At 72.7% G+C, this 15,320-nt stretch carries 14 protein-coding genes; 7 read left to right on the forward strand and 7 right to left on the reverse strand.

The window, feature by feature from the left end; genetic code table 11:
- The 3 genes from ACLBXO_RS18780 to ACLBXO_RS18790 all read left to right on the forward strand — a co-directional run.
- Window positions 1–1,847 (forward strand): OmpA family protein (locus ACLBXO_RS18780; RefSeq protein ID WP_447686288.1); only part of this gene is annotated, 1,847 nt, incomplete at its 5' end.
- 91 nt (window positions 1,848–1,938) lie between these two features.
- Window positions 1,939–3,147: an MFS transporter gene (locus ACLBXO_RS18785; protein ID WP_447686356.1), complete on the forward strand. Its 1,209-nt coding sequence runs from the start codon at window positions 1,939–1,941 to the stop codon at window positions 3,145–3,147.
- 16 nt (window positions 3,148–3,163) lie between these two features.
- Entirely contained in the window at window positions 3,164–3,940 is a 777-nt protein-coding gene (locus ACLBXO_RS18790; RefSeq protein ID WP_447686289.1) for a class I SAM-dependent methyltransferase, read from the forward strand.
- A gap of 4 nt (window positions 3,941–3,944) precedes the next feature.
- On the opposite strand, the gene ACLBXO_RS18795 is transcribed toward ACLBXO_RS18790, so the two are convergent.
- Window positions 3,945–5,285 carry a glutamate--tRNA ligase gene (locus ACLBXO_RS18795; protein WP_447686290.1) on the reverse strand — a complete coding sequence of 447 codons (1,341 nt, stop codon included), beginning with the start codon at window positions 5,283–5,285 and terminating at the stop codon, window positions 3,945–3,947.
- A gap of 147 nt (window positions 5,286–5,432) precedes the next feature.
- Between ACLBXO_RS18795 and ACLBXO_RS18800 the strand changes: the two genes are divergently transcribed.
- Window positions 5,433–6,710: an NAD(P)/FAD-dependent oxidoreductase gene (locus tag ACLBXO_RS18800; protein WP_447686291.1), complete on the forward strand. Its 1,278-nt coding sequence runs from the start codon at window positions 5,433–5,435 to the stop codon at window positions 6,708–6,710.
- Window positions 6,711–6,745: 35 nt separating this feature from the next.
- Here ACLBXO_RS18800 and ACLBXO_RS18805 read toward each other — a convergent pair whose 3' ends face one another.
- On the reverse strand, window positions 6,746–7,216 hold the full coding sequence (locus tag ACLBXO_RS18805) for a hypothetical protein (RefSeq protein ID WP_447686292.1): 471 nt from the start codon (window positions 7,214–7,216) through the stop codon (window positions 6,746–6,748).
- On the reverse strand, window positions 7,213–7,623 hold the full coding sequence (locus ACLBXO_RS18810; RefSeq protein ID WP_447686293.1) for a hypothetical protein: 411 nt from the start codon (window positions 7,621–7,623) through the stop codon (window positions 7,213–7,215). Before ACLBXO_RS18810 ends, ACLBXO_RS18805 begins: the two co-directional genes overlap by 4 nt.
- 202 nt (window positions 7,624–7,825) lie before the next feature.
- Here ACLBXO_RS18810 and ACLBXO_RS18815 point away from each other — a divergent pair, with 202 nt between their 5' ends.
- From ACLBXO_RS18815 to ACLBXO_RS18825, 3 genes are read left to right on the forward strand one after another with little or no spacing between them, the layout of a single operon-like run.
- Window positions 7,826–8,473, forward strand: a complete 648-nt coding sequence (locus ACLBXO_RS18815) for a TadE/TadG family type IV pilus assembly protein (protein WP_447686294.1) — start codon at window positions 7,826–7,828, stop codon at window positions 8,471–8,473.
- The gene (locus ACLBXO_RS18820) at window positions 8,452–9,117 is read left to right on the forward strand and encodes a TadE/TadG family type IV pilus assembly protein (RefSeq protein WP_331313030.1); all 666 of its coding nucleotides are present in this window, start codon (window positions 8,452–8,454) and stop codon (window positions 9,115–9,117) included. The genes ACLBXO_RS18815 and ACLBXO_RS18820 overlap by 22 nt, the downstream gene beginning before the upstream one ends.
- Complete coding sequence (locus ACLBXO_RS18825; RefSeq protein WP_331313029.1) at window positions 9,089–10,795, forward strand: TadE/TadG family type IV pilus assembly protein; 1,707 nt, start codon at window positions 9,089–9,091, stop codon at window positions 10,793–10,795. The genes ACLBXO_RS18820 and ACLBXO_RS18825 overlap by 29 nt, the downstream gene beginning before the upstream one ends.
- A gap of 47 nt (window positions 10,796–10,842) precedes the next feature.
- Here ACLBXO_RS18825 and dksA read toward each other — a convergent pair whose 3' ends face one another.
- The 4 genes from dksA to ACLBXO_RS18845 all read right to left on the reverse strand — a co-directional run bounded on the left by dksA (window position 10,843) and on the right by ACLBXO_RS18845 (window position 15,225).
- Window positions 10,843–11,262, reverse strand: coding sequence for an RNA polymerase-binding protein DksA (dksA, locus tag ACLBXO_RS18830; RefSeq protein WP_012322444.1), 420 nt, complete (start codon window positions 11,260–11,262; stop codon window positions 10,843–10,845).
- A 182-nt stretch (window positions 11,263–11,444) separates the two neighbouring features.
- On the reverse strand, window positions 11,445–12,452 hold the full coding sequence (locus ACLBXO_RS18835; protein ID WP_447686295.1) for a hypothetical protein: 1,008 nt from the start codon (window positions 12,450–12,452) through the stop codon (window positions 11,445–11,447).
- Between the two features lie 2 nt (window positions 12,453–12,454).
- A complete protein-coding gene (locus tag ACLBXO_RS18840) occupies window positions 12,455–13,828 on the reverse strand; it encodes an MBOAT family O-acyltransferase (RefSeq protein ID WP_447686296.1) in 1,374 nt (457 codons plus the stop codon).
- 149 nt (window positions 13,829–13,977) lie between these two features.
- The gene (locus ACLBXO_RS18845; RefSeq protein WP_331313026.1) at window positions 13,978–15,225 is read right to left on the reverse strand and encodes an Hsp70 family protein; all 1,248 of its coding nucleotides are present in this window, start codon (window positions 15,223–15,225) and stop codon (window positions 13,978–13,980) included.
- Between the last annotated feature and the right edge of the window lie 95 nt (window positions 15,226–15,320).

Below are 15,320 nucleotides of genomic sequence, written 5' to 3' on the forward strand. Positions count from 1 at the left end.
CCCAGCGCCAGCCGCAGGCCGAACCGCCCCAGCGGGAGCGCGCGCCGGAGCGCCGGCCGGAGCCGCCGGCGGCCCGTCCGCCGGCGCCGGATCGGCCGGACCGCCAGCCGGACCGCCAGCAGGACCGGCGGGATCAGCAGCCGGATCGTCCGGATCGCGGGCCGCAGGAGCGGCCGCCCACCGGGCGGCCCGCGCCCGAGCGTCAGCAGGCGCCGGATCGCGATCAGGCCGCGCCGCCTCAGGGGCGGCCCGGGTCAGAACGTCCGCCGGCCCCGCCGCAGCAGCGCCAGGCCCCCGACCGCGAGCGCCCAGGCCCCGGTGACCAGCCGAACCGTCCCGCGCAGCGCGACGCGGCCCCCGATCGGTCCGCGCCGGATCGCGGACCGCCCGGCCAGCGCCCGGGTGGCCCGGTCGCCCCGGGCGATCGCCCGCAACAGACGAGCACGCCTCCCGGCGCGCCCGGTCGGCCGGCCCAGCGCCTCGACGCGCCGCCCGAGAATCGCCAGCCCGACAATCGCCAGCCCGACAATCGCGCCCAGCCGAATGGCACCCCGGGCGCCGGTCCCGGCGCCGAGCCTGGACGGCCGCCGGCGCCCAACGCGGCCCCGGGGGTTCCGGGACGGCCGTTCCAGCCGCAGGGGGCCCAGCCCGAAGGGCGGGCGCCGGCCCAGCCGAACGCCACTCCCGGCGCGGAGCCTGGACGGCCGGTCCCGCCCAACATGGCACCCGGGATTCCGGGCCGGCCGTTCGTGCCGCCCGGGCAGGCGCCGGCTCCCGGCCAGGCCCCGCCGCCCGGCGGGGCGCAGCCGGGAATGCCGCCGGGACGGCCTGGCCAGCCGCCCGCGGCCGACCCGAACGCCTTCAACCGGCCGGGGCAGCCGGGCTACGTCCCCGGCGGCTTCCGTCAGAACGACGGTGTGCGCGACTTCGAGCAGGTCCGCACCGACCGGCGCGAGTTCCGCGAGGATGGCCGGACCTATTACCGTGAGCCGGGCCGCATCATCGTGCAGGACCGCGACACCTACCTGATCCGTCACGACGAGAACGAGCGCCTCCGCGCGCTCGACCCGCGCGGCTACCGGTTCGAGCGGCAGGGTGGGGACTTCTACAGCTACGTCGACCGGCCCGGCGGCGCGCAGATCGTCACCGTGACCAACGACGACGGACGGATGCTGCGCCGCTATCTCCGGTATCGCGACGGCCGCGAGCTCGTGCTGATCGACAACAGCTATGGCGGCCCGCTCCGTCCGATCTACGAGGACGTGGTGGTCCTGCCGCCTCCGGAGATCCGCATCCCGCGGGACCGGTACGTCGTGGATTACGCCCAGGCCGACGAGTCGGAGGTCTACGAGGCGCTGACGGCGCCGCCCGTGGTGCAGGTCGATCGCCGGTACACGCTCGATCAGATCCGCTACAGCCCGGATCTCCGCGCCCGCCTGCGCTCCGTCGACATCAACACGATCACCTTCGACACCGGCTCGTTCACCGTCACGCCCGACCAGGCGGCCAAGCTGTCGGTCATCGCCGCCGCGATGAACCGCGCCATCCAGGCCAACCCGCGGGAGGTGTTCCTGATCGAGGGCTTCACCGACGCCGTCGGCTCCGCGCTCGACAATCTGTCCCTGTCGGACCGGCGTGCCCAGTCGGTGGCGACCGTGCTGACCGAGCAGTTCCGCGTGCCGCCGGAGAACCTGACCACCCAGGGCTACGGCGAGCAGTACCTCAAGGTGAACACGCAGGGCCCGTCGCGGGAGAACCGCCGCGTCGTCGTCCAGCGGATCACGCCCCTGCTGCAGCAGGGGCAGGATCAGGGACAGGCAGCGCCTCCACCGCCTCCGCCGCGTTGAGGCGGCCGCCGCGCGGGCATGTCCTGCGCGGCAGTTGACCGTGCGGCCGCTGCGCCTCACCACCGGTTGAGGACAGCGGCACGGAGCGATGATGGACAGCGAGGCGGATGGCGGGCTCATCCGGTCGGGCACACCGGTCTTCCGCCGCACGGCCCTGGCTCTGGCGGCGGCCGGATTCTCGACCTTCGCGGTGCTCTACGCGGTCCAGCCGCTGCTGCCGATCTACGCGGAGGATTTCGGCGTCTCGCCGGCCGTCAGCAGCCTCGCGCTGTCGCTGCCCTGCGGTCTACTGGCGGTGGCGCTGCTGGTGGTCAGCCCGCTCTCGGAGATCTGGGGCCGGAAGCCGGTGATGCTGGCCTCGCTCGTCGCCTCGGCGCTGCTCACGGTCGTGGCCGCCCTGGTCCCTGGCTGGTACGGCTTCCTGGCGCTGCGCGCGCTCACGGGGCTGACGGCCAGCGGCCTCCCGGCCGTCGCCATGGCGTATCTCGCCGAGGAGATGGACGCCAAGGCCATCGGCCTGTCGATGGGCCTGCTCGTCGGCGGCAACGCGCTGGGCGGCATGTCGGGCCGCCTGATCAGCGGCGTGATGGCGGATTTCGTGAGCTGGCGCGCCGGGCTCGCGGTGATCGGCGGCCTCGCGCTCGCCGCCGCGCTGGCGTTCTGGCGGTGGCTGCCGCCCTCGCGCCGCTTCGTGCCGCGCCGGCTGCGCTGGGCCGAGGTGCCGGGCAGCTTCACCCACCATTTCCGCGACGCCGGCCTGCCCTGGCTCTTCGCCGAGGCGTTCCTGCTGATGGGCGGCTTCGTCTGCATCTACAACTACATCGGCTTCCGCCTGCTCGATCCGCCCTACGGGCTGAGCCAGGCGGTGATCGGGCTGATCTTCTCCGTCTATCTCGCCGGCATGGTCAGCAGCCCGGTCACCGGCGAGCTGGCGAGCCGCTTCGGCCGCCGCCGCGTCCTCTGGATCGCCACGGCCGTCGGCCTCACGGGCATCGTGATGACGCTGGCGGACAACCTGCTGCTGATCCTGGCCGGCATCGTGGTGACGACGGTGGGGTTCTTCGGCGCCCACGCGGTCGCGAGCAGCTGGGTCGGGCGGCGGGCGCTGCGTGACCGGGCCCAGGCCTCGGCGATCTATCTCGGCCTCTACTATCTGGGCTCGTCGGTCCTCGGGACGGCGGGCGGCTGGTTCTTCGCCCATTCCGGGTGGAACGGCGTGGTGCTGTTCGTGGGCGGGCTGTACGGTCTGGCGCTGATGATCGCTCTGCGGCTGTCCCGCCTGAAGCCGCTCGCGACCTGACCCGGGAGATCCGCCGATGAACGCCCGCAGCCACGCCCACCACGTCGTCGACCAGTTCGGCGCGCAGGCCTCCGCCTACGTGACCAGCGCCGTCCACGCCGCCGGCGCCGACCTCGACCGGATCGGCGCGCGGGTCCGCGCGCGGCCGGGTCTGCGGGTGCTCGATCTCGGCTGCGGCGGCGGCCACGTCGCCTTCGCGGCGGCGGCGGCCGGGGCCGCCGTCACGGCCTACGACCTGTCGGCCGAGATGCTGGCGGCCGTCGCCGCCGAGGCGGCGCGGCGGGGTCTCGACCGGATCGGAACCCGGCAGGGCGGCGCCGAGGCCCTGCCCTTCCCGGACGCGAGCTTCGACGCGGTCCTGACCCGCTACAGCGCCCACCACTGGCGCGACGTGCCGGCGGCCCTGGCGGAGGCGCGGCGGGTGCTGCGGGCGGACGGGTTCCTCATCGTCAGCGACATCGTCGCGCCCGAGGATCCGCTGCTCGACACGCACCTTCAGGCGGTCGAGTTGCTGCGCGACCCCTCGCACGTGCGCGACTACCGCGTCTCCGAGTGGCGGACCCTGCTGGAAGCGGCCGGCTTCGCGCCCGGCGACGCGACGGCGAGCCGGCCGCGCATGGAGTTCGCGAGCTGGATCGCCCGGATGCGGACGCCGGAGACCCACGTCGCGGCGATCCGGGCGTTGCAGGTCGCCGCGCCCGCGGAGGTCGCGGCGCATTTCGGCATCGAGGCCGACGGCAGCTTCCTGCTCGACGCCGCGCTGATCGAGGCGCGCCCGAAGCCCGGCCGCTGATCGCTCAGGCGGCCGCGCCGGAGAGCCGGCGCGCCGCCCGCTCCCGCCCGATCAGCGGCAGCAGGCCGGCGAGGTCCGGGCCGTGCTCCAGGCCGGTGAGGGCGAGCCGGAGCGGCATGAACAGGCCGCGGCCCTTGGCGCCCGTGCGGGTCCGGATCTCGGTCGTCCACGCCTTCCAGGTCTCCGGGCCGAAGGGCTCGGGCGGCAGGGTCTCCCGGGCGGCCGCGATCACGGCCGGCTCGGTGAGCACCGGCTCGACCGGGCCGGTCACGACCCGCCACCAATCGGCCGCCTCCGCGACGCGCCCGAGATTGGCCCGCACCGCGAGCCAGAACGCCTCGGCCCGGTCCTCCGGGATCCCGAGTGCCGCGAGGCGCGCGGCCGCCTCCGGGTACGGCATGGCGTGGATCAGGCGGGCGTTGAGGCCGTCGAGTTCCGCCGGATCGAACCGCGCCGGCGCCCGCGAGATCTCGCCGAGGTCGACGAGGCCCGCGAGGGTGTCGAGGTCGGGCACCGCCCGAATTGACTCGGCCGAGCCGGTCAGCACCGCCAGCGAGCGCACCGCCGCGGGCTCGTAGCCGGCCTCGCGCAGGCCGCGCAGCGACAGGTGGCCGAGGCGCTTCGATAGCCCCTCCCCGTCGGCCGTCGTCAGCAGGTTGTGGTGGCCGAAGACCGGAACGGCCTTGCCCAGGGCCTCGAAGATCTGCACCTGCACGCCGGTGTTGGTGACGTGGTCCTCGCCGCGGATCACGTGGGTGATGCCGAGATCGGCGTCGTCCACAACCGACGGCAGCGTGTAGAGGTAGCTGCCGTCGGCGCGGATCAGCACCGGGTCCGACAGGGACGCGCAGTCGACATGGGCCGGCCCGCGGACGAGGTCGTCCCAGCCGACGGTCCGTGCCTCCAGCAGGAACCGCCAGTGCGGCCGGCGGCCCTCGGCCTCCAGCGCCGCCCGCTCCGCGGCGGTGAGCCGCAGCGCCGCCCGGTCGTAGATCGGCGGCTGGCCGCGGCCGAGCTGGCGCCTGCGGCGGCGCTCCAGCTCCTCCGGCGTCTCGTAGCAGGGGTAGAGCCTTCCCGCGGCGCGCAGGCGGTCGGCGGCGGCGTCGTGCTGCGCCGTGCGGTCGCTCTGCCGGGCGAACAGGTCGGGCACGATGCCGAGCCACGCGAGATCCTCGCCGATCGCCTCGGCGAAGGCCGACGTGGAGCGCTCCGCGTCGGTGTCGTCGAGGCGCAGCAGGAAGCGGCCGCCGGTCCGACGGGCGAACAGGGCGTTGAGCAGGGCCGGCCGGGCGTTGCCGATATGAAGGTAGCCTGTCGGCGAGGGAGCGAAGCGGACGAGAGTCATGGACCGCTCTCTAACCGATCTCCGCGGGAATGTGCGCGGGACTTCGCGAGCGCACCGACCGGATGCGCGACCCCGCGAAGACCGCTACCCAGGACATCGGAAACCGGCCAGAAGGGCGCGCGTGGTGCGGTGCGGGACGTGAGCGGCATGGCGACGGACGAGACGGCCGACATCGTGGTGGTCGGCGGCGGGATGGTCGGCCTCGCCAGCGCCGTCGCGCTGAGGGACCGCGGGCTCGACGTGGTCCTGCTGGATCCCGGCGAGGCGCGGGCCCGGACCTCCTACGGCAATGCCGGCGTGGTCAGCCGCGGCTCGATCCTGCCGATGTCGAGCCCGGCCCTGTGGGGCAAGCTCCCGGCCTACCTGCGCAACGCCGATCGCGGCCTGCGGCTGCACTACGCGCATCTCCCGCGGATCGTACCCTACACGGCGCACTTCCTCGCCGCCGCGCGCGCCTCGCGCTGGCGCCGCACCGCGGCGGCGCTGCTGCCGCTGACCAGCGCCGCCTATCCGGCCCACGAGCGCCTCGCGGCCCGGGCCGGGACCGGCGGCCGGCTGCAGCGGACGGGCTGGATCAAGGCCTACCGGACGGAGGCGGCCTTCGCGTCCGCCGCCCTGGAGCGCGAGATCCTGGCCTCGCACGGCGTCGCCTTCGACATCCTCGACACTGCGGCGCTGCGGGCCCTTGAGCCGGCGCTGGTTCGGCCCTACGCGCGGGCCATGCTGCTCACCGAGACCGGATCGGTCCGCGAGCCCGGCCGGCTGATCGAGGCGTGCGAGACCCTGTTCACCGGTCTCGGCGGCCGCCGCCTGCGGGGCAGCGTCGCCCGGATGGAGCCCGAGGCGGGCGGCTGGCGCGTCGATCACGACAGCGGCACCGTCCGGGGCCGCCAGGTCGTCCTCGCGGCCGGCGCCGCCTCCGGGGCGATCGCCCGGACCCTCGGCTACCGCTTCGCGGTGGCGGCCGAGCGCGGCTACCATCGCCACTACGCGCTGCATCCGGACAGCCCGCCGCTGACCCGTCCGGTCCTCGACACCGGCGCGGGCTCGATCCTGTCGCCGATGGGCGAGCACCGGGTCCGGGTCCTGTCCGGTGTCGAGCTCAACGCCCGCGCCGCTACTCCCGACCACACCCAGATCGAGGCGGCGTCCCGGGAGGCGGCCGGAACCCTGCGGCTCGGCGGGCCTCTGGACAACGCGCCCTGGCTCGGCTCCCGCCCGTCGACGCCCGACGGGATGCCGGTGATCGGCCGGGCGCCCCGGCACGACGGCCTGCTCTTCGCGTTCGGCCACGGGCATATCGGCCTGTCCACCGGCCCGGTCACCGGCGAGATCGTCGCCGACCTCGCCACCGGCCGGACCCCGGCGGTGCCGGTCGCGGCCTTCGCGCCGGAACGGCTCCTGCGCTGGCCGCGGCTGCTCTGACGGCTGTTGTCCCGTGCCCCGAAGGGTGTCCGCCCTCAGCGCCAGTCGTAGGGGTTGTAGGGCTCGAGCGCGGCCTCGACCTTGCGCAGGAACTCCGGCTGGCGCTGGAGATCGGCTTCCCGGGCGAGCGCCCGGAGGAACGCCTGCGGGCCGTGCTCCAAGTCGCGCGTCAGACCGTTGTAGCGGTCGGCCGGCTCGACATGGGCGGGATCGACCGCGACGCGGTAGGCGAGGCCACAGGTCGGCGGATCGATCCCCAATCGATAGCAGATCCGCACCCGGGCGAAGGGGACGTCCGGGCGGAAATCGACACGATAGCCGCCGAACCGGAAGGCGCCGCCGGTCGCGCGCTCGGCATAGGCGAGTGTCCGCGCCACGGTGGTGAAGCCGGCGGTGCGCCGGTCGCGCACGAGTTCGATCGCCGCCCGCTCGGTGGGCACGAAAGTTTGCGCGCAGGCGGGGCCGGACGCCAGCGCGGCCAGAAGAGCGGGGACGACGGATCTCATGGCTTCTTCATGCAGACCGCGACGGGCTGGGCATCCTTGGCAGCCTTGGCGGTCATGTCGAGGCAGCCGACCGTGGACACACCGTCCGTGACGGTCACGGACGGCACAACCGCCATGCCGCGGCAGTAAGCGCCAATCAATTCCTCGTCACGGCGGCACGCCACGTCGAGGCGGACTTGGCTGTTCAGCGACGGTCCCGGCGGACCGGCGGGCCCGGCAGGGCCCGTCTCACCCGCGGGTCCGCGTGCCCCGGTCGCGCCGTTGACTCCGGCCGGCCCGGCCGGCCCGGGCGGTCCGCGGTCCCCCTTCGCACCAGGTGGCCCGGCAGGCCCCGGCTTCGGCGCGTCGCAGGCGGCGAGCACGAGCGCCAACGCACCGGCCACGAGCGCGATCAGGGATGATCTCATGCGGTTCTCCGGCCACGCCTGCGCGCGGTGAACTGGTGCGCCCCCGCGGGGCGTCAACCGCGCATCGCCGAGCAGGCCACACCAGCGCAACCCAAAGTAGCAGCCGCTTGATAAGTCTGTTCTAGTCGATCGAGTTAAGAGTTTCGCAAAAGCTTGGCGTCACATCGAACGTGATGGCTACTTCCGACTGATCTGCTCGCCCATGAACGGCCAAGGACTTTCAAGCGCGCAGTATAGAGTGACGCCGGGGTGTCTCCTGGAGCGCCTCCGGCGCGACACCGGCGGCGCGGCCGCGGTGGAGTTCGCCCTGGTAGCCCTGCCCTTCCTGGCGCTGTGCGGCGCGATCATCCAGATCGTCTTCCAGATGTGGGCGGCGCAGAACTTCGATCGCGCGCTCCAGAACGCGGTCCGGACGATCTTCACCGGCCAGTTCCAGCTCGACACCGCGGGGCAGACCGATCCGGCGACCGTGCTGGCGACCCTGAAGGCACGGATGTGCGGACCGGCCAGCAGCCCCGTCGCCACCGTCTTCAACTGCCAGAACGTCAAGATCGACGTGTCGACCGCGAGCAGCTTCTCCGGCGCCGCCGCGGCCAAGCCGATCGACACCGCCACCGGCACGTGGAGCACGAGTTTCGGCTCCAATTACAAGTGCGCGTCGCCCGGGACGATCGTGGTCGTCACGGCAGCGGTGCCGTTCCCGACCTTCTTCAACCTGATGGGCACGAAGACGAAGCAGTTCACCAGCGGGCCCGCCGAGGGATCGAGCCTGCTGACCTCCACCGCGGTATTCCGCACCGAGCCCTATCAGATCGTCGGAGCGAGCCCGTGCCCGTCCTCGCCGTCCTGACCCGGCGGGCGGTGCGGCTCCGGCACGACCGGCGCGGCGGCGCGGCGGTCGAGTTCGCCGTCATCCTGCCGATCCTGCTCGCGATCTGGGCGGGCATGACCGAGGTGGCGCACGCCATCGACGAGTGGCGCAAGCTGACCCAGCTCGGCCGCACCGTAGCGGACCTGACGGCGCAGGGCGACACGCAGAACCCGATCAGCACCGCCGTGATGACCGACATCCTCGCCTCCGCCACGGCGGTGATGCGCCCGTTCGACACGTCGAGGGTCAAGATCGTGGTCAGCGCCATGGGCATCGACGGGAAGAACCCCAACGGCCCTCCGGTGGTCTGCTCCAGCGTCGCCAACGCCAGCGGGACCGCGCGGAGTCCGGGCTCCGCGGCCGGCCTGGCAGTGCCGGACGGCTACCGGATGCCGGGCATGCGCTACGTCCTGGCCGAGGTCAGCATCAGCTACACGCCGATGGTCGGGAGCGCCCTGGTCAAGCTCGCCAGCGGCGTGAGCAACGCGATCACGTTCACCAGCAGCGCGCCGTGGCCGACCCGCGGCGGGCAAGCCTACGGCACCAGCACCTACACGGAAGTCGTCCTGCCGGACGACCAGCACGCGAATTGCGATGGCACGAAAATCGACCGCAAGTCCTGACGGCCGTCCCGGGCGCCGCCGCGACGTCCTGCGCGACCGCGGCGGCAACGTCGCCCTGCTGTTCGCTTTCCTCAGCGTCCCGATGGTGATGATCGGCGGCGCGGCAATCGATTACGGCTTCGCCACGCGGCTCGAGACGAAGCTTCAGGCTGCCACCGACGCCACGGCGCTCCTGCTCTGCCAGACGCCGCTGACGACGTCCGAGGCAGAGCTCAACGCCCTGGCGCAGACGACGCTGACCGGCGCCATGGGCGGCGGGAACCTCGTGGTCGATCGGCTGGCCATCACCAGCAGCCCGCGCAAGATCACCCTGACCGCTCACAAGCAGTCGACGACCTTCTTCGGAGGTCTGACCGGCACCCAGCGCATCAACCCGGGCGCCGTCTCGCAATGCGCCACGCCGCTGCCCAAGACCTTCGAGATCGCCCTGGTACTCGACAACACCGGCTCGATGGCCGCATCGAGCGGGGGACAGTCCAAGCTACAGGCTGTCCAGACGGCCGCGACCGATTTCGTCAACTACGTCTACACCAGCCCGGCCTTCTCGAGCGCGACCAAGGTGGCGATCGTGCCCTTCGCGGCCGCGGTGGCGGTCGACCCGGCCGCCTACCGCTACGCGAGCTGGATCGATCAGAACGGCCTCTCCAGCTATCACTGGACGAACATCATCCAGACGAGTCCGGCGCCGTTCAAGAATCGCTTCGACGTCTTCGCGAAGCTGCAGGCCGCGAACCGGAACTGGGGTTGGGCCGGCTGCCTCGAGGCGCTCCCCTACCCGTTCAACGTCCAGGACGGCGCGCCCACGACCAAGGATTCCTTCTACGTCCCGCTGCTCGCACCCGACGAGCCAGGTGACGGCACCTCGGGCGTCGCGCCCTTCCCGGTCGGCGCCTCGCGGGCGACGGCCTACAGCTACAACAGCTACATCGACGACGAGACCGGCCCCGCGTGCCGGAACAGCAGCACGTACAACACCGCGCTCGGCCAAGCCTGCAAGTACATCACGCCCAAGGACCCCGCCTCCGGCGCCCCGCTGGGGATCCCGAACGGTCCGAATTTCGGCTGCACGACCCAGCCGCTCCAGCGGCTGACCAGCGACACCGGCGCGCTGAAGGCCCTCATCAGCAAGATGGCACCGTCCGGGTCGACGAACATCCACGAGGGTTTCATGTGGGGCTGGCGCACGCTCTCGCCCAACAGCGTCTTCGCGGACGGCCAACCCTACGCGTCGAGCGCGAACAGCTCGAACGCCACGACCATCAACAAGATCATCATCCTGATGACCGACGGCACGAACAGCTGGGGGACCAATTCGAGCGCGCCGACCGGCTCGCTCTACTTCGCCGACGGCTATTTCCGGAACGCCAACGGCTCCACGCCGAACCCACGCCTGACGACGGCGTACCAGAACACGACCGTCGCCGACGGCAATACGGCGCGGAAAGCGCTCGACGCGCTCACCGCCGAGGCGTGCGCGAACACGAAGGCGGTCAACATCTCGATCTACACGATCGGCTTCAGCATCCCGACGGATCCGATCGATTCGGCCGGACAGACGCTCCTGAGGAACTGCGCCTCGTCGCCGGACCAGTTCTACCTCGCCAACTCGTCCGACGACCTGATCAAGGCCTTCAAGTCGATCCAGGCGAGCATCGGCGCGCTGCGGCTCACGCAGTAGGCGTCGCGCCGGCGGGAAGCGGGATCCGGCGCGCGGCCGGGTCCCGATCAGTCGTCGCGGTAGACCCGCTCGCGGCGCTCGTGCCGCTCCTGCGCCTCGAGCGACAAGGTCGCGATCGGGCGCGCGTCGAGGCGGCGCAGGGAAATCGGCTCGCCGGTCTCCTCGCAGAACCCGTAGGATCCGTCCTCGATGCGGGCCAGCGCCGCGTCGATCTTGCCGGTGAGCTTGCGCTGGCGGTCCCGGGCGCGCAGCTCGATCGCCCGGTCCGTCTCGGACGACGCCCGGTCGGCGAGGTCCGGGTGGTTCTCGTTCTCGCTCTGCAGCGCCACCAGCGTATCCTGCGCCTCGCGCAGGATGTCGTTCTTCCAGCTCAGCAGCTTGCGCCGGAAATATTCGCGCTGCCGGTCGTTCATGAAGGGCTCGTCGTCGGACGGGACGTAGCCGTCCTCCAGCTGCACCTTCGCCATGCGTCACCCTCGCTGGATGGTAAACCGCCCACCAGGGGATGGCCGGTGTGCGGCGATAACGTGAGGTGCCGTATAGTCGAGGTGCCTCAGCGCCACAACGCACACAGATGCAGGGGCTGTAACCGGCTGTCACTGCATCGCCGCGTGCGGCAAACAGGCCACGGTACAGATGTTTTACGCTGTCATCTGGTCCGCAACCGTACGATGGCGTCCCCGATCTCGGTCGTCAGGCTCCGGGCGATCGGCAGCCTGTAATGGGTCTGGTCGAAGAACTGATCGGGATCGGCCGCCGCCGGGCGGCCGTCGCGCCAGTCGACCACCGTGCTGAGGGCGTGGGTCGCCAGCACGGCGCGCACCGTGGCCCGGCAGGACGCCTCGGCCCGCGCCCGGGGACTGCCGGGCGGCGCCTCACCGCGGGCGTAGACGGGCGGGAACACCACCACGACCGGCGTCTCCGCCGGGATCCGGGCCAGCTCGGCGCGCAGGCGCGCCGCGATCGGGAACGGCCCGCCGTGGCCCGGCTCCGGTTCGGGCCCGACCGGCTTCTCCAGCGCCGCCTTCTTGGCTGGATCGACGCCGAAGCCCTGGCTCAGGTAGTTGCGCTCGTAATCCCACCAGCCGTCGACCGCGGCGGTCTTGCGGCGCGGGTTCAGGAGCCAGCCGATGCGGTTGACCGTCTCCTGCGCGGCCGAGAAGCGGACGAGGCCCCGCAGGTAGGCGGGCCAGTCGCCCACGAGCCAGTAGGGAAAGCCGTGCTCGCTCGGGAAGGACGGGTCGTCCGCGCACCAGAACGAGTCGGCCGAGAGCACGACCGCGGCGGGTCGGGCATGGTGCTGCAGGTACCAGCCGAGCAGGGCGAACTGCTCGGAGGGACCGGTGGCCGGCACCGAGAGCTGGAGGAACGGGATCCCGGTGAGCCGGGTCAGCGCCGCCGGCTCGATGAGCTGGACGTGCGAGTTGCCGATGACCACGCCCGCGTAGGCCGGGTCGCGGCCGCGGACCGCCGACGCGGTGCGGGGTCCCTGCGGCCGCACGGCGCCCCGGGACAGCAGCGTCGAGCGGCCGGTATCGTAGGGATCGATGAGCACCGCGAGCGCCAGGTAGCCCGCGGACAGGAAGACCATCGACAGGATCAGGGTGCGGGCGAAGCCGCGCCAGTCCCGGTCGGTCGAGGGGGTCGGGGGCGCCATCCTCAGAACTGAAAGTAGATGAACTCGTAGTTCGCGTCGTCGCCGATCTTGAGCAGGACGAGCACGAACAGCAGCGCGAAGCCGAAAGCGAGGAGCCGCCGCGGCGGCAGCCGGTGCACCGCGTTCCATGCGGTGGGCCCGACCGTCGCGACCAGGGCGGCGACGGCGATGGTCCGCCACTTGAAGCCGGAGCCCCTGGGCGCGAGCCCGAACAGGCCCTTGAAGATCACGAGCGCCGCCTCGAAGCTCGTCGCCCGGAACAGAACCCAGGTCAGCACGACGAACAGGCTGGTGAGCGCCCAGCCGAGGGGTGCAGGGATCGCGATCCGGGCCCGGCGCGCCAGGACACCGGCCCCGAGGCCGATCCCGTGCAGCGCGCCCCAGGCGAGGAAGGTCAGGCCGGCCCCGTGCCAGAGGCCGCCCAGCGTCATCGTGGCGACGAGCGCCCCGACCTGCCGCGGCAGCCCGCGGCGGTTCCCGCCCATCGGGATGTAGAGGTAGTCGCGCAGGAAGCGCGACAGGGTCATGTGCCAGCGCCGCCAGAACTCCCGCAGGGAGGTGGCGCGGTACGGGACGTCGAAGTTCTGCGGCAGGACGAGGCCGAACAGCAGCGCGATGCCCAGTGCCATGTCGGTGTAGCCGGAGAAGTCGAAGTAGATCTGGAAGGTGAAGCCGAGCGTGGCCTGCCACGCCTCCACCACCGTGACGGCCTTGCCGGCGGCGGCGGCCTGGAACACCGGGTTCACGTACGCCGCGAGCGGATCGCCGAGAAACACCTTCTTGGCGAGGCCGACGGTCAGCAGCAGCAGCCCGCGGGCGAAGCGCTCGGCGGCGTCGGGCCGCGCGTAGGGCGCCTCGTCGAACTGGTGCATGATCTCGCTCCAGCGCACGAGCGGGCCGGCGAGAACCTGCGGGAAGAAGGCGATGTAGAGGGCGTACTTCACGAGCCCGAAGCCGGGCGCCCGGCCGGCCCGGAGGTCGGCGAGATACATGATGTGGTGGAAGGTGAAGAACGAGATGCCGAGCGGCAGGGCGAGGCCGAGGCGCTGCGCCTCGAGGCCGGGGATCAGGTTGGCGAGGTCGGCCGCGAAGTCGAGGTACTTGAACACGCCGAGCAGCGCGAGGTTGGCGGCGATCGCCGCCGGGATCAGCCAGCGGCCCGGCCACCGGCGATAGGCCCGGGCCACGCACCAGTTCGCGAGGATCGACCCGGCCAGCAGCGGCACGAACCGGATGTCCCACCAGCCGTAGAACACGAAGGACAGGGCGACGAGGAGCGGCAGCCGCCACGCGGGCGCGGCGCGCGCCACCAGCCCGTGCAGGATCAGCGCGGCCGGCAGGAAGGCGAGAAGGAAGACGAAGGAGTTGAACAGCATCGGGCGGGGCGGCGCGGAGGAGCCCGGGTGGGCCGCCGTTGTCTCCGAGCGGGAGGGACGGCCTTGTCGGGGATCGGGGCCGGCCCGTCAATCGCCGCGCCGCGTGCAGGACGTGCCCGCGGCGGCCCCGGCAGGCGCCGCGCGCGGCCTCAGGCCCCGCGCCGGGCCGCCTCGATGGTCAGGCCCAGACCCACCGAGCCGAACGTGTCGCCCTCCACCACCCGGGCGGACGGCAGCGCGGCCGTCAGCGCGGCGCGCAGGTGCGGCAGGCCTGTGGAACCGCCGGTGAGGAACAGGGCGTCGACCCGATCGGCCGCCAGATCCGCCTGCGCGAGGCAGCGCGCGATCCGGGCCGCCACGGCGCGGGCGAGGTCGCCGGTCTGGGCGGCCAGGGTCGCGCGATCCACCGGCACCGCGAGCCCGGGCTCCAGGAGTTCGAGGTCGAGCACCGTGGCGTCCTGCTCGGAGGCCGCGATCTTGGCCCCCTCGACTGCCCCCGCCAGGGCGTGGCCGCGCTCGCCCTCGACGGCCTCGCGCAGCCGCGCGAGCAGGTCGGGCCGGGCGCCGTCGCGGATGACCTCGTCGATCTCGCGCAGGGTCTTCTGATTGTAGAGGCGGTTGATCGCCGACCACGTGGCGAGGTCGTGATAGTAGGCGTTCGGCACCGCCAGGTCGCCGCGGCGCATCGGGCTGCCGAGCCCCAAGAGCGGCATCACCGTGCCGAGGCTGAGCTGGCGGTCGAAATCGGTGCCGCCGATCCGCACGCCGTCGTTGGCCAGGATGTCGCCGGCGCGGTCCGGCCGCCCCCGGCGCTCGGGCGCGAGGCGCACGATCGAGAAGTCCGAGGTGCCGCCGCCGATATCGGCGACGAGGGCGATCTCCTCTGCGCGGACCTGCCGCTCGTAGTCGAGCGCCGCGGCGATCGGCTCGTACTGGAACGACACCTCCCGAAAGCCGACGTCGCGGGCGATGTCGCGCAGCGTGTCCTCCGCGCGGCGGTCCGCCTCCGGGTCACCGTCGACGAAGTGGACCGGGCGGCCATGGACCACGCTGTCGAGGCTCTGGCCGCTGGCGGCCTCCGCCCGCGCCTTCACGGCGGTCAGGTAGCGGGCGATGACGTCGCGCAGGCGCAGCCGCTGGCGGCCGACCGGGGTCGCCTCCTCCATGAGCGGCGTGCCGAGGACGGATTTCAGCCCGCGCATCAGCCGGCCGGACCGGCCCTCGACGTAGGCCGCCGTCGCGGCCCGGCCGATGATCGGCTCCCGGCCGAGCTCGAAGAAGATCGCGCTCGGGATCGTCCGGTGCGCGCCCTCCAGGGGCAGCAGCGTCGGACCGTCCGGGCCGTCATGCCCGAGGGTGGTGTTCGACGTGCCGAAATCGAGGCCGCAGGCCGCCATCGTGTCGTGAGTCCGGGAATGGGGAGAAGGGTCGTGGGCCTACAGGGCCGACATGCCGGGGTCCAGGCCGGAGGAGCAGGGCCCGGGGCTTCCGA

The organism is Methylobacterium sp. C33D (assembly GCF_053345825.1).